9 protein-coding genes are annotated in these 15,506 nt (G+C 64.4%); 3 read left to right on the top strand and 6 right to left on the bottom strand.

The window, feature by feature from the left end:
- Window positions 1–96: 96 nt before the first annotated feature.
- From D8W71_RS21625 to D8W71_RS21605, 5 genes are all read right to left on the bottom strand, one after another.
- Window positions 97–804, bottom strand: coding sequence for an excalibur calcium-binding domain-containing protein (locus D8W71_RS21625; RefSeq protein ID WP_121119735.1), 708 nt, complete (start codon window positions 802–804; stop codon window positions 97–99).
- 174 nt (window positions 805–978) lie between these two features.
- Window positions 979–2,091, bottom strand: a complete 1,113-nt coding sequence (locus tag D8W71_RS21620) for a hypothetical protein (protein WP_236077549.1) — start codon at window positions 2,089–2,091, stop codon at window positions 979–981.
- A 126-nt stretch (window positions 2,092–2,217) separates the two neighbouring features.
- Entirely contained in the window at window positions 2,218–3,630 is a 1,413-nt protein-coding gene (locus tag D8W71_RS21615; RefSeq protein ID WP_201265158.1) for a dicarboxylate/amino acid:cation symporter, read from the bottom strand.
- A gap of 232 nt (window positions 3,631–3,862) precedes the next feature.
- Window positions 3,863–4,216, bottom strand: coding sequence for a VOC family protein (locus tag D8W71_RS21610; RefSeq protein ID WP_121116430.1), 354 nt, complete (start codon window positions 4,214–4,216; stop codon window positions 3,863–3,865).
- Between the two features lie 133 nt (window positions 4,217–4,349).
- Entirely contained in the window at window positions 4,350–5,930 is a 1,581-nt protein-coding gene (locus D8W71_RS21605; RefSeq protein ID WP_121119731.1) for an FAD-dependent monooxygenase, read from the bottom strand.
- A 254-nt stretch (window positions 5,931–6,184) separates the two neighbouring features.
- Between D8W71_RS21605 and recC the strand changes: the two genes are divergently transcribed.
- Genes recC through recD form a run of 3 tightly spaced genes read left to right on the top strand, consistent with a single transcriptional unit; the run spans window position 6,185 to window position 14,663 of the window.
- Window positions 6,185–9,463: an exodeoxyribonuclease V subunit gamma gene (gene recC, locus D8W71_RS21600; protein WP_121116428.1), complete on the top strand. Its 3,279-nt coding sequence runs from the start codon at window positions 6,185–6,187 to the stop codon at window positions 9,461–9,463.
- Window positions 9,460–12,801, top strand: coding sequence for a UvrD-helicase domain-containing protein (locus tag D8W71_RS21595; protein WP_121116426.1), 3,342 nt, complete (start codon window positions 9,460–9,462; stop codon window positions 12,799–12,801). The genes recC and D8W71_RS21595 overlap by 4 nt, the downstream gene beginning before the upstream one ends.
- Window positions 12,798–14,663: an exodeoxyribonuclease V subunit alpha gene (gene recD, locus D8W71_RS21590; RefSeq protein WP_121116424.1), complete on the top strand. Its 1,866-nt coding sequence runs from the start codon at window positions 12,798–12,800 to the stop codon at window positions 14,661–14,663. The genes D8W71_RS21595 and recD overlap by 4 nt, the downstream gene beginning before the upstream one ends.
- On the opposite strand, the gene D8W71_RS21585 is transcribed toward recD, so the two are convergent.
- A complete protein-coding gene (locus tag D8W71_RS21585) occupies window positions 14,625–15,467 on the bottom strand; it encodes a TY-Chap domain-containing protein (RefSeq protein WP_153275410.1) in 843 nt (280 codons plus the stop codon). The genes recD and D8W71_RS21585 overlap by 39 nt on opposite strands.
- Window positions 15,468–15,506: the final 39 nt, after the last annotated feature.

Below are 15,506 nucleotides of genomic sequence, written 5' to 3'. Positions count from 1 at the left end.
CGGGCGCGAAACGCGCTGACCGTCCGCTCCCGATCCCTTTACGCGGTGCGTGCGTAATTACGTCCCTCTGTCATTACGCACGCACGGGGGCCGCACTTACTTCTCGCAGGCGACTCCGTCACCATCTCGGTCGAGCTTGGAGCTGTACCCCGGCTCGCCGGCATAGATCGGTGCTGCACCCGCGGCTTTGACAGCAGTGCAGTTCGCGTAGGACACGGACGACGGAACTTCGGCGACAGCCACCGGCGCAGGCGGCACGTACACCGGCTCCGGCACGTACACCGGCTCCGGCTCGGCAATGTAGGCGGGAGCGGGTGCCGGGACGTACTGCGACGTGGTGGTCGGAGGCGGTGCGTAGACGGTGACGGTCTCGGGAGCTGGAGCGACGGTGGTGGTCGGTGCAGGCGTCGTCGTCGGTCGAGCAGAGGTCGTCGTGGGACGTGCCGTCGACGTCGTCACCTCGGCGATCGCGGGCGCCGCGAATGCGGCAGGGGCGGGCCTCTCGGGTTCGGGGGTTGGACTTGCGATCCCGAAAGCAATGAGTGCAGGGATGGTCGCGACCGCTGGGGTCGCCCAGATCAACCGGCCCTGCGACGGCTTGCCGAACAAGTAGAGCGCACCAGCCGCAGCGGCACAGAGCCCCAGCACGATGCCCGCGATCGAAAAGGTGATCAGTGACGAGAGCAGGATCAGAAGACCGAGCACAAGGCCGACCCAACCGGCAATCTTTGCGAGCACGGGTCGGGCAGGTTCGGGGCGCTTGGCGCCGGGGAAGACGTAGGGCTGAGCGAAGGGGTCGGTCATAGTGGCATTCCTCGGGATCGGCTTGCGATTGCGACGCATGAGCACCGCAGGTGATTGCTGCAGATCGACCGAGGGGCTCGAAGCGGGAATCGACCGTCGCGGACTGGTTCACCACGGTCGTTGCTGTTATCCGAGCACCATGTCGGCGGCGACGGCCCCGCCGTTACAAACCGACTAGAACGATTCCTCGGGATCGTGTTCGCCGAACGGTTCGGCGAGCTCGATGCCGGCCAACACGGCTGCTCGCAACGGGTCCGGGACCGACAATGCGTCGCCGACCGGCACCAGAACGCCCTGCTCCTGAAGGGACCTGATGCGATAGTCGATCAGCTGAGCCGTTCGCAGATCCTCGCCTTCGAGCCCGTCGTAGTTCTCCTCGGCGTTGTCGAGGGGTAGATCTTCGGTCATTGCGGCGAGCAGTGTCTGGATAGCGAACGTATTGGACAGCGCCATCGACACGTCGACCTCGCTCAGGCTGAGTTGATGCCTGATGTGATGGGTGAGAAGTGAACGCAGGACCTCGGCGGAGCGCGTACCGAACCCGTCGAGCGCAGGTCCCGGGGCGACGTCAGTGGCATCTACTTCGAGCACGTCCGCGGCTATGGCAGCCGCCCAGTGATCCAAGAGGACGATGTTCTCGGGCGAGGCGTCGTGGTCGTGGTCCTCGGCGAGAGCCGAGGAGAGTTCGGGTACGTCGGCTACCTTCGACCCGGTCCCGACACGCGCGACGATGGCCTCGACGCCAGGTACGAGCGGCAGGGCCGAGAGCGCGGCCAGCTCGTCCTGCTCGGTGACGACCGGCAATTCGATGTCCTCGGGATCCAGGACGTCGGGGTCGTTGTCGATGAAGTCGGTGAGGTCTTCCATGCAGTGTGCGAAGTCCTCGTCGGTGCCGGTCCAGGTATCGGTCTCGTCCAGAAACGTCAGGAACTCGAGCAGCGTGATGACGATGTTGGTCGCTGCGGCCGCGCCGTTCTCTTCGTCGGATTCCTCGATGCGCTCCACGGCGTCGACGATGAAATGCGCGTCGTTCGGGGTCCACGACGTCACCGAGAATCCGGGATTGGCCCGGTCGATCTGGGTCAGGGTAGTGCGTACGAGACCGACGACGCGCTCGGCATGTTCGCCCATGTCGCGATCGGCGAGCCACTCGGCGAAATGTTCGAGAACGCCGGCCGGGAATGTGGGGAGTTGATGTGAGGACGGAGTGGATTGCTGACGTCGCTGACGTGCCTTCGTCTTGGCCGCGCGCTTCTGTCCTCGACTTGCCGGTCCCTTGGATCCCATGGTGGACAGACTAATGGCTGTGATTGCCGCAATGCTCACGTGGCACTGAACCCCTACTCGAACGCACTGCGTTCGTGTAGGGGGTTCAGGTCGTGGACTACGCCGCAAAGCGCGCAAAGATGCTCTCTAGCTGGACAATTGAGCCTCTTTGGCAGCCGTCGGTTCGACTTCGTCGTCGCTGAAAGGATCGCCGTTTCGGGGAGCGTTGTACCTTTCCTCGTCGAGGATCCCTTCGCGCTTGGCAACGATGGTGGGCACGAGTGCTTGACCGGTAACGTTGACGGCGGTGCGGCCCATGTCGACGATCGGCTCGACGGCGAGGAGCAGTCCGACGCCCGCGAGCGGAAGACCGAGAGTGGACAGAGTCAGCGTGAGCATCACGGTGGCGCCGGTGGTTCCGGCGGTAGCAGCCGAACCGATGACCGAGACGACGATGATCAACAGGTAGTCGGTGAACGTCAGCGAGACACCGTAGAACTGGGCGACGAAGATCGCTGCGATCGCGGGATAGATTGCAGCGCAGCCATCCATCTTGGTCGTCGCGCCGAGGGGAACTGCGAACGACGCGTATTCGCGGGGAACGCCGAGGTTGCGCTCGGTGACCCGTTCGGTGAGCGGAAGCGTACCGATGGACGAGCGCGACACGAACCCGAGCTGGGTCGCCGGCCACACACCCGAGAAGAACTGCCGGACCGAAAGGCCATGCGCTCGAACGATAATGGGGTAGACCACGAAGAACACGATCGCCAGTCCGACATAGATCGCGACCGTGAACACTCCGAGTGAGCCGATCGCATCCCAGCCGTAGGTCGCCACAGCGTTGGCAATCAGAGCTGCAGTGCCGATGGGTGCCAACCGAATGATCCACCACAGGACCTTCTGGACGATGGCGAGAAGCGATGCGTTGAAGGCGAGGAACGGCTCCGCCTTGTCGCCGATCTTCAGCGCTGCGATACCGATGGCAGCGGCGATAACGAGGAGCTGAAGAATGTTGAAGCTCAGCGAAGATGTTGCGGTGCTGGCGAATCCGTCACCGGCAGCCTGTGTCGTGACAGACGTCTTCGAGCCGAGCGCGAAGAAGTTGTTGGGTACGAGGCCGGTCAGGAACGACCACCACGATCCGACACTGCTCGGATCCTTGGCGGCTGTTGCGTCGACACCGGTTCGCGAGCCGGGTTGCGTCACGAGGCCGATGACGATGCCGATGATCACCGCGATGAAGGCCGTGATGGCGAACCACAGCAGGGTCTGGACCGCCAGCCGGGCTGCGTTCGCAACCTGGCGGAGGTTGGCGATCGAGGAGACGATCGCGGTGAACACGAGGGGCACCACCGCGACGGTGAGGAGCTTGACGTAGCTCGAGCCGATGGTTGCGACGGTGCCGACCAGCCAGTTCTCGTTGCCGTCGGCGGCGTCGGGCATCGATCGAGCGATGAGGCCCAGAACGACGCCGAGGATCAACCCGGCGACGATCTGGGGCCCGAACGACTTGGCCCACGTGGGTATGCGGGACGTGCGGGTAGCGCTGGGCGCAGACATGGACATGCCTTTCGAAAAGAAGATAAGCCGAGGAAGTCCCCGAATCAGAGAATGTGTCGCCGAGACGAATCGGTCAGCGACAGAGAGAACTCGCCTGCAGACGGAGGTCGACGTAGCGTCGAGAGGTCAGGAGCGGAGTCACTTACTGGAGATTACCCCCAGCTGATTTCGGATCTTCGGCCTGGCTCCATGGGCCGAAAGCGCGTGTCCGTGAGACGGACGGACCACGGGGTCAGTAGTCGACCCGAAATCCGCCGATGAGGGTGATGGTGTTGCCGTCGGGATCGGTGGTCGTCGACAAGCGCACTCCCTTGTTGGCGTCGACGATCTCGCCAGCGACGATGCCGCGCGAGGCGAGTTCGGTGACCTGAGCGTCGAGGTCGTCGGTGGCGAAATTGAGCAACGTGGAGCCGGCTCGTGCTTCGTCGACGGTCACCTGCACCCAACCGAAATCCGCAACCTTCCACTCGACGAGTACTGGCATCGGGTTGTTGGTGGCGGGCATGCCGAAGAATGCTTCGTACCAAGCGTTCGCCGTGTCGATGTCCGTCACCGGTACGACGGCGAGTACGTGTTCGAGGGCCATGAGCGTCTCCAGTTCACGAGAAGGCAGTGCTTCTTACACAGATGATGACCTGGCGGAACGGCCGAACTCACCGTGAATTCACTCCCTGGTTGTGTGTACTTCGACCAAGAAGCCGTACAACGCGGGGGTAGATCTACGCGAACGTCCCCTTCAAATATGCAAGAACCTCGGCCGACACGGGAAGCCCTCGGTGACCGATATACCCGTCGGGCCGCACGATGATTGCCGACGGACCATCGATTCCGTACGCCGCACGGAACTCGCCGTCGGCGTCGACGATCGAAGGCAGCGTCGACTCGGCCCGCTCGGATGTCACCAGATACACATCGAGCAGGTCGTGTGCAGCCTGGACTGCCTGGGCGGCCAACTCCTCGTACTCGGCGACCGAGCCGTCCGACCACAGCAGGAGTGTGTGGTTCACGCCGGCAAACAGGTCGAACAAACGAAATGGAAAAGCCACGATGTCGCGGCGTAGCCCCCGTGCGTCCGGTGCCCGCTCGCCCGGCTGAACGGTCCCCGACGCCGTGTCGACGGCGGATACCAGCGGTCCCTCCTGGTAGGCGATCAGGAGTTGCGCTTGACGTCGCATCGCCGTCTCGAACGAACTTTCGTGCGCACCGACTCCCTCGCGGGCATCGACGACGGTCCTCCCGACCACTTCCTCGCCGACCGGCCTGCGCTCGGCGTCGTACGTGTCCGTCAAGCCCGCCGCGGCGACGCCTCGAACTGCCAGCGCGACCTTCCATGCGAGGTTGTGCGCGTCCTGGATGCCGGTGTTCATGCCTTGCGCGCCGGTCGGGGGGTGAATGTGGGCAGCGTCGCCCGCGACGAACACCCGACCGCGGCCGTAGGCGTCGACGATGCGGTGACTGATCTTGAACACCGACGACCATCGCAGATTCGACGCCGTCGTCGGCTCGGGTGCGAGCCGATCGAGTACAGCCTGGATGTGGTGGAGTTCCGGCGCCGGCCCGCCCGTGAATCCATGCACGATGCCATCTCCACCGCTGGGAGGTGCGGTCAATTCAGGAGGGACGAGCATCGACAATCGATAGCGGCCGTGGCCGGGAAGGGGAATGGCGACGAGTAGGTCGTCGACCGTGCCGTCGGCAGCCTTGTGGTTGCTCCGGATGCCGTATCCGGCGGGCAACGACCAGTCGACCTCGACGTCGCCGAGCATGTATCCCTCGGCGAATGCCCCGCCCTCGAACGTGAGCCCCAACGACTTGCGGACGACGCTGTGGGCGCCGTCGCAACCCAGCAGGTACTGCACCTGGGCGATCGATCCGTCGCTCAACGTTGCCGACACGCCGCTGTCGTCCTGCTCGAACGAGACCAAGCCGACGCCTCGTTCGACGGTGGTTCCGAATTCGGCCAGCCGCTGCGCGAGTATTCGTTCCGTCTCGTACTGAGGGAGCATGGCGAACCAGTACGGAACATCGGATGGCAGGCTCAGGTCCATTCGACCGATTTCTGTACTGCCGTCGTACGCGATTTGACCTCGCATCATGATCGACGCGTCGAGAACGGTCTTCACGACGCCCATGTTCTCGAAGACTTCGAGCGTGCGCGGCTGTATCCCAACCGCTTTGGCGTACTGGGGCGGCTCGGTCAACGGATCGACGATCCGGCAGCCGATTCCTCGGCGTCGAAGTTCGATCGCGGCCGTCAGTCCAATCGGTCCAGCACCAGCAATCAATACATCTGCACTCAACGTGTCCACCGTCCTCGCTCGACTGCAGACGAGTATGAGCCGGACAAACCGACCACAGGCGCGCGTGGACCGATTTCATGCTTTACGGGTGAACACGGGGTCGGTGAGAGGTGACCCACGATGGGTCGAGCACGTTGCCGACTCCACTGCGTCGTACATGCGGTGCCGAGCCTCGCACCGAGAATTTGTCGGTGGCTCGAGTAGGGTCAAGTGGTTCGGTCGGTCGTGTGAGCTATGCAGGGGGAGACGCAAAGGTGCTGAGGGTTCATCGCGCCGCACGTGCGGATGCACTGGCGTCGGGATTGTCGCAGGTGTTGGCGACGCCTTTGACGGACCCGTTCGCTTCCGAAGTGGTTTCTGTTCCTGCACGCGGCGTGGAACGGTGGCTGACGCAGCGTTTGTCGATGTCGCTCGGTGCCGACGGTGACCGAACCGACGGCATCTCGGCCAACATCGAATTTCCCTCGCCCGCAGCACTCGTCGACCGTGCCCTGTCTGCCGTCGAAGGGGTCGAACCCGCCGACGACCCCTGGTCTCGCGGGCGGATGTTGTGGACGATTCTCGTTCTGGTCGACGAATCGATGAACGAACCGTGGTGCTCCGTGCTCGCAGCACATCTCGGGCACGGTGAAGACGACCACCGCGCAGGTCGACGATGGTCCACCGCAGCGCATCTCGCCGATCTCTTCCGAGCGTACGGTGCGGACCGGCCGGGCATGCTGGTCGACTGGGCCGACGGGCGAAACACCGACGGCCTGGGTGGCGCACTTGCGGACGACCTACTGTGGCAGGCGGACCTGTGGCGCGCACTTCGGATGCGCATCGCACACCCGAGTCCAGCGGAGAGGTTGGATGCGAGTTGCGCTGCGTTGGAGGGGGATCCGGGTATCCTCGCGGACCTGCCCGAGCGGCTGTCGATATTCGGCGCCACGAGGATGACCACCGATCAGTTGCGTGTCGTCTCGGCGCTCGCCGTCCACCGAGAAGTACATATGTGGATCCCGCACCCCAGTGAACCGATGTGGGACCTACTGGCCGGCCGCACGCCTGCTGTCCGACGTCACGACGATCAGTCTGCGGTCCTGCTGGAGCATCCGCTGTTGTCCAGTCTTGCCCGCGACGTACGCGAACTCCAGACTCGAATCTTGGGCCTGCCCGTCGACACCGTCTACACGGTGGCGCCCGAGACCACGCGCCCCTCGACGCTGCTGGGACACATCCAGTCGGATATAGCGCAGGCCAGAACGCCGATCCGATCCGCAGAGCCGGACGGAACGATCGCTGTACACGCCTGCCACGGCCCGGCGCGGCAGGTCGAGGTGCTGCGTGAGTGCCTGCTTCACCTGTTCGACGACGATGCAACGCTCGAACCGCGGGATGTCCTCGTTATGTGCCCGGATGTAGAGACGTACGCACCTCTGATTCGCGCGGCCTTCGGTCAGCGCGGACTCGGGCACCCGGGTCACGAGCTGAGGGTCCGACTTGCCGATCGGGGGCTCAGGCGAACCAATCCGCTCCTCGCGGTAGTGGCGACAGTCCTCGAACTCGCCGTGGGGCGCGTGACCGCAAGCCAGGTCCTGGATCTCGCTGCGTCCGAACCGGTCCGGCTTCACTTCGCATTCGGTGACGACGATCTCGAACGCCTTCGAGAATGGACTCAGGTGTCCGGCGCCCGGTGGGGAATCAACTCACGGCAGCGGAGTCGATTCGGTCTCGGGGACTTTGCGCAGAACACGTTCAATTTTGCTATGGATCGATTGCTGCTCGGTGTCGCCGCGGACGAAACAGCCCATGAATGGCTCGATCTCGCGCTGCCGGTCGACGACGTCGACAGCAACGACATCGACCTCACCGGACGTCTCGCAGAGCTCGTCGATCGTCTGGCCGTGGTCGTCCGCGATCTGCAAGGCCCGCAGACTGTCGAGCAATGGCGAACCGCACTTGTGCGTGCACTCGATCTCTTGACCGACACCAGTACGGCCGATGCATGGCAGCGGGCGCAGGCACTTCGGGAAATCGAGCAGGCGACTCGTCACGGCGGCAGATCGGAACTGAAACTGGCCGACGTCCGTGCGATGCTCACGCAAGCGCTGGCCGGCCGCCCGTCCCGAGCAAACTTCAGAACCGGTGAGCTGACGGTATGCACAATGGTGCCGATGCGCTCGGTGCCGCATCGGATCGTCGTTCTTCTCGGACTGGACGACGAGGTGTTTCCCCGCGCAGGTTCGGAGGACGGTGACAACGTCTTGAGCCGTGATCCGGCACCGGGGGAGCGGGACGTGCGAAGCGAGGACCGACAACTGCTGCTCGACGCCGTCATGTCGGCCGGCGAGAAGCTGCTGCTGTTCTACACGGGGGCAGACCCGGTGAGCGGTGCCGTCAAGCCCCCGGCCATCCCGCTGAGTGAACTGCTCGACGTCGTCCGCACCACGGCCGACGCCGACATCGTCACACGACATGCGTTGCAGCCGTTCGACGCTCGAAATTTCGATCCAGCGGAGCCGTTCAGCTACGACCGCGCCGCTCTCGCGGGGGCGCGCGCAACCGAGCGAGAACTTGCTCCGATGCCGGCCCTTCTCGCCTCGCCCCTGCCCCCGGCGGCGCATGACGACGTCGAATTGAACGATCTGATCGCGTTCGTCGAGCATCCGATCTCGGCGTTCCTCAGACAGCGCCTCGGTGTCCGTATCCCCGAGGCAGGCGACGACGTCTCGGATTCGCTGACCGTCGAGCTGGACGGCCTGCAGAAATGGGACATCGGCGACCGCATGCTCGCCGAAAGGTTGGGCGGAACCCCGGTTGCAGATTTCCGGGCAGCCGAATGGCGACGTGGGACTCTGCCGCCCTTCAAGCTAGGTGAGGTGCAGTTGCAGGACATCACGAGGGCCGTCGACGCGCTCGTGGAGGTATCTCGAGACGTGCACGCAGGACAAGCGGACGTGCTCGACATCTCGGTTCTGTTGCCGTCGGGTCGCCGCGTCACCGGGTCTGTGACCGGCGTGCACGGCGCGACGATCGCTCGAACCTCGTACTCGCGGCTTGCACCGAAACATCGTCTGGCGGCCTGGGTGCGCCTCCTGGCCGCACAGTGCCAGGATGATTCGCGCGTGTGGCGCGCGGTCACCACGGGGCGTGGTTCGGGGCGTCGCGCGGCGTGGCGGTCCACCATCACTGCTCCCGTCGACGCCTTGGCTCAGCTCGAGCGGCTGGTCGAACTCCGCGATCGAGGATTGGCTTCTCTCTTGCCTGTCGGACCGACCGCGTCGGCGGTATACGCAGAGCGACGTTACCGAGGTACACCGGTGAAGGAGTCGATGGAAGCCGCTGAGAAACAGTGGTCCGACAAGTTCGGCGACGTTCACGACCGAAGCATCGTCTACGTTCACGGAAAGGGCGCACCGTTCGCCGCTGTCTCCGGCATCGACGTCCCCGAACATTTCCCGAGATGGTCAGACGAGAGCACGATGTTCGGAACCGTTGCACGCACCCTCTGGGTGCCGCTGCTGGACGCTGAGACCGAGGGGCAACCGTGACGGACTTCGACCTTCTCGGTCCGCTGCCGGCCGGTACCACCGTGCTCGAAGCCAGCGCGGGAACGGGCAAGACCTACGCCATCGTGGGCCTGGCAACTCGGTATGTGGCCGAGGGAATCGCCGAGGTGTCGCAGTTGCTGCTTGTCACCTTCTCCCGTGCCGCGACCCAGGAACTTCGTGAGCGCACTCGAAGTAGATTCGCCGAAGTCGAAGCCGCGCTGGGAAACCCGACAATCCGTAGCTCCGATCCATTGGTCGCATATTTGTCTGCCGCGTCCGAGAGCGAGGTGGCTCTGCGGCGTGCTCGGTTGGCCCGTGCGCTGTCGGAGTTCGACTCCGGAACCATCGCCACCACGCATAGTTTCTGTCAACGCATGCTCGACGGCCTCGGCATCGCGGGCGAGCGCGAACCCGAAGTAACTCTCGTCGAAGCCGTCGACGACGTGACCAACGAAGTCGCCGACGATATTTACCTGCGCCGGTACGGACGTTCGGAATTCGGAGCGCCGATCGGACCGGCCGATGCCAGGCAGGTGGCGCGTGAAGCGGTGCGCGATCGCCAAGCGCAACTCGTGCCCGAGCCCAGCGAGGAGACCGAAGCCGGACACCGCGTGCTCTTCGCTACCGAGGCGCGCGAGGAGGTGCAGCGCCGCAAGCGATCCTCGGGTGTGCGCGATTTCGACGATCTGTTGAGTTTGTTGCACGGAGTTCTGACCGACCCAGTGCACGGCGCAGCCGCCTGTGTTCGCGTGCGGGACCGTTTCAAGGTCGTCCTCGTCGACGAATTCCAGGACACAGACCCACTGCAGTGGGACATTCTGCGCCGAGCGTTTCACGGAACATCGACACTGTTGCTGGTGGGTGACCCCAAGCAAGCGATCTACGCTTTCCGCGGCGCCGAGGTCCTCAGCTACCTCGACGCTGTCGCGCTCGCCGACAGACACCTCGAGCTGACCACCAATTGGCGCAGTGACGCCGGACTTCTGAGGGCACTCGAAAGCGTATACGCCGGTGCAGCATTGGGTCACGACGAGATCGTGGCGCACCCGGTGGGATCCACGCACGACGGCTCACGAATGTCCGAAAGACCGCCGCTTCGCCTGAGGGTTCTGCCCCGAACCGGGGCAGGACCCCTGAACAAATCCGGATTTCCCGCAGTGGGGCCGCTGCGGGATCGAGTCGCCGACGATCTCGCCGCAGACATCGTCGATCTCTTGGAGTCCGACACGAGACTTGCTCTGCCAGCCCGTGATTCCGCGGTGACACCGGGTGACGTAGCCGTGCTCGTGCGCACCCGTGCGCAGATCGCACTCGTTCGCGAAGCGCTCGATCGAGCAGGCGTTCCCTCGGTCCTCGCAGGCGGTTCGAGCGTGTTCGAGACGCCAAGTGCGCTGCAGTGGCTCTGGTTCCTGCAAGCGCTCGAGCAACCTCACCGAGGCGACCGCATACGGCTTGCGGCACTGACCCCGTTGCTCGGGTTCACGGCGGAATCTCTCGACGAGCGAGGCGACGACGCTGTAGCCGAAGTCAGTACCCTCTTTCGCGAGTACGCCGTGTTGTTCGCGCAGGCCGGTTTCGCTGCAGTGTTCGAAAAGGTGGCTGCGCATTCCCGCCTCGAAGCTCGACTGCTCGGATACCGCTCGGGCGAGCGCCAATTGACCGACCTACGCCATCTCGCACAACTGCTCAATCGTGCGTCCGTCGAGGAGTCGTTCGGGCCGAGCGCGTTGACGAGATGGTTGGCTGATCGCGTCGAGGATCCTGCCTCGGGCAGCGTCGCCGATCGGAGCCGGCGCCTCGACAGCGATGCCGCTGCCGTGCAGATCGCTACGGTTCACGCGAGCAAGGGCCTGGAATTTCCCGTCGTCTACGTGCCGTTCGCGTGGGACGCGTCGAAAAACCCGTATCCGAGCACGCTGCTGCTGCACGACGAGGACGGCAGGCGAGTTCTCGACGTCGGCGGTCGGACCGGCCACGGATACGCTGCGCGAAAGATTGTCCGAGATGCAGAAGAAGCAGGCGAAGAACTTCGGTTGCTGTATGTCGCGCTGACCCGTGCTCAGTGCCAGGTGGTCTTGTGGTGGGCCCCGTCGTACTCGACTGCTGTATCACCACTGCATCGGTTGCTCTTCGGACGTGCACTGGGGTCCGCAGCGCCCGAGGACAAGATCAAAGTACCCGAGGACGCGGTATCCCTCCGGCAGCTCGAGGCATGGGCGTCCCCGGCAGGTGGCCTGATCTCGGTCGAACCCGGCGGCGCTGTGCGTCCGCGACCGATACCCGAGCACGTTCACAACGCGGGGGCGAAGCTGGAAGCCGCAACGTTCGGCAGATCCCTCGACATGCTGTGGCGTCGGACGTCGTATTCGGCGCTGACCGCCTCCGCACACGACGGGCCCGGCGTCACCAGTGAACCCGAGCGTCCCGAGAAGGACGACGAACCGAAGGAGGCACCTCCTGTCGACGATGTGCTGGCGGGCATACCGTCACCGATGAACGGCCTTCCCGCCGGGGCCGCGTTCGGAACTCTCGTGCACGAAGTACTCGAGCATCTCGACACCGCGGCGGAGAATCTGGGCGCGGAGTTGCTCGCACGATGCACCGAGGCGATCGAGGAACGACTGGCCGACATCGAACCCCAGGCGCTGGCGGATGCGTTGATGCCAGTGCTGAAGACGCCCTTGGGTTTCGGAACGCTCGCCGACATCTCACCGAACGATCACCTGGCCGAACTGGACTTCGAGCTACCGCTCGCCGGTGGAGAACACCCTGTCGCGCACGCCGTCATGCTCACCGGAATCGCGCGACTTCTGCGCGAGCATCTACCGGCCGACGATTCTCTGCGGTCGTACGCAGACCAACTGGAGAACCTCGAATCTCAGCCACTGCGTGGGTATCTCACCGGCAGCATCGACTCCGTACTGCGCATTCCCATCAGTGGAAGCCCTAGTAGCGACACCACAGACAGCGACACCACGGATGACGACATCACCGGCAACGGAACCTCGAAGTACGTCATTGTCGACTACAAGACCAACAGATTGTCCAGGGGAGACCTCACCGTCATGCACTTCACTCGCGAACGCATGGCGCAGGAAATGTTGCGCTCGCACTACCCGCTGCAGGCATTGCTGTACGCGGTGGCACTGCATCGCTACTTGCGGTGGCGCCAGCCCGGTTACGACCCCGAGCACCATCTCGGTGGCGTTCAGTACCATTTCGTGCGCGGTATGGTCGGTCCTGAAACACCTTCGGGCTGCGGAGTTTTCGATTGGTACCCGCCGGCGAAACTGGTGGCCGACGTATCCGACCTCTTAGCCGGAGTGGAGCCTGCATGATCGACGCGCAGTTGGTTCAGCGTGCTCGGGGTCGCCTCGGGGTCTTCAACGGTGCAGGAATTCTCGCCGCTGCCGATGTGCATGTCGCGCTCAGGCTCGGCGCCCTCGGTGGCGAGACGGACGAGGATGTGCTCTTTGCCGCCGCTCTGGCCGTGCGAGCAGTCAGGTCGGGCTCGGTATGCCTGGATCTGCGGCGCCTTCGAGATGTGACGGTCGACGAGGAATCCGATGTCGACGTAGACGCTCTTCCTTGGCCGGAACTCGCCGACGTGCTGGCAGCGTTGCGCGCCAGTCCGCTCGTCGTCGGCGGACAGCGCGGTCCACTCAGGCCGCTTCGGCTGGTCGACACCGACGAAGGCGAGTTGCTCTACCTCGACCGGTATTTCCTGCAGGAACGAACCATCCGCACGGTGTTGGATACGCGCGAGGGCACCCGACCCGAGGTCGATACGGCAGCGGTTCGGGCATTGTTGGATTCCCTGTTCGTGGATGGCTCCAATCGACCGACGGCTGTTCCGGACCGTCAGCGCATAGCGGCGGCGCTGGCGGCCACGCAATGGACGACCGTCATCGCGGGCGGTCCGGGAACAGGTAAGACGCACACGGTCGCTCGCGTACTGGCAATGTTCGTCGAGCAACTGGGTCCGTCCATCAGGATCGGGCTGGCCGCGCCGACTGGTAAAGCCGCTGCGCGGCTGCAGGAGTCGGTGACAGACCAGTCAGCGGAACTCGGTTTACCCTCGAACCTTACTGCGATGACGCTGCATCGGCTGCTGGGCTGGCAGCGAGGCAGCAAGAGCCGGTTCCGGCACAACGCGTCGAACCGGTTGCCCTACGACGTGATCGTCGTCGACGAGACGTCCATGGTGTCCCTGACGATGATGTGTCGGCTTCTCGAAGCGGTCCGCGCGGATACGAGATTGATTCTCGTCGGCGATCCTGATCAGTTGACCTCGGTCGACGCGGGTGCAGTGCTGGCCGATCTTGTTGCGCGACCTGTACGCAGTACCGTGAGCCCCGACCTCGTCACGCTGGTCGGCGGCGACCTGGACGCACGCGACGACCCGAACGAGACTGCACTGTCGCCGAAGGAGCAATCCAGGCTCGGGGGCGGAGTCGTACGACTGAGCCGTGGCAGGAGGTTCGGGGGAGCCATTGCCGAATTGGCCGTCTCGGTCCGCGACGGTGATCCGGATCGAGCGATGCAGCTGCTTCGTGCCGATACCGAAGAACTGTCTTTTCACGCGCCCACCGATCTCGATGCGCTCCACTCCGACATCCTCAGCGCTGCGTCGACCGTGACGTCTGCAGCTCGTGCAGGGCTGGCTGCAGAAGCGCTCGCCGGGCTCGAAACGCATCGGTTGCTGTGTGCGCACAGGCAGGGGCCATACGGAGTTCAGGCCTGGGCGCGACGGGCGATGGAATGGGTGGGCGAGTCGTCGGGGGCGTTTCTGGATCCGGCTCAGTGGTACCCGGGCCAGCCGCTGCTCGTCACCGCGAACGACCATGAAGCTCGCATCTACAACGGCGACACCGGAGTGATCGTCGACGTCGGAGACGGGGCGCTCATGGCAGCATTCCAGCGTGGAGCCCAGCCGTTACTCGTCCATCCCAACGTGTTGTCCTCGGTGCAGACGGTGTACGCGATGACCATCCACCGCAGCCAGGGCAGCCAGTACGACACCGTATCGGTCATGCTGCCCGAACAAGCATCGTCGCTGCTGACCCGGGAACTTCTCTACACCGCCATCACCAGGGCGCGGCGGCACGTGCGGATCATCGGAACCGAGGACGCCGTGCGTGCAGGAGTTGATCGGCAGGTTCTACGAGCCAGTGGACTTCGCCGGACGATCCTCCCGTGACAGTGCACTTCCGGATTGGGTGACGGCACCGCGGAGGCTGATGGCAGTGTCGTTCCAGGATCGAGCTAGCTTGCACCACACCCGCGACGCGGTGCGTTCACCGTTGCGCGAGAAGTGTGCGGATCGAGCGGCGCAGTTGTCGGCGTGAACAAGGGCGCGGCGGGCCAGTTCGTCGAGATCGTCCTCACCGCAGACCGCTAGGACAGTGGCTGCATCGACGCGCGCACCGACGACCTCGCACCAGGCGTGTAGTGAGCGCAGACCGACCGGCGGTTCGGCGTCGCGTGCGGGGGTCGGCGGGACGGTGGGATGTGCGAGTGAGACCGGACCGTCCTGTTCGCCGTTCTGCCCGACCCTCCACGCGCTGAGGAACGACGGATGCGGAACGTTCCACACCTCGCGGAACGTGGCCACCGTCAAGGTGACTAGGAGATCGGATTCATCGGGTGCGACGTCGAGCACGTAGTCCATCACCGTGCCGTCGACGGTCGGTCTGCCCGGTTCCGACCATCCGAGTCCGTGGAATCGGCGGTCGACCATCTCGATGGCCGGTGCATCCGGGTACAGGTACGACGGTAGCGAGGCGACGCCGAGAGTCTGGTCCGCATCGACGGCGACCACGTCCACGTACGGACGCTGACCTCGCTGACCGTGGGACGCCTGCGCCGACGTGATCGTGATGTACGTCCCGACGGTCAGCGCGGCGACCTTCGATGCCAGGTTCGTCTCGAACTGCTCCCACGCATCCGCGACGACGGTATCGAAGACGCCGCCATCGGACCGGTCTTCACGTCCAGTTCTCACGCGCGCTCCTTCGTCGATTCCCGGCTCATCCATCTACGA

Origin of the sequence: Rhodococcus sp. P1Y, assembly GCF_003641205.1 — a bacterium.
Taxonomy (GTDB): Bacteria; Actinomycetota; Actinomycetes; order Mycobacteriales; family Mycobacteriaceae; genus Rhodococcoides.
The sequence above is the reverse complement of the archived record's forward strand: the minus strand, read 5'-3'. Positions and strand labels throughout refer to the sequence as shown.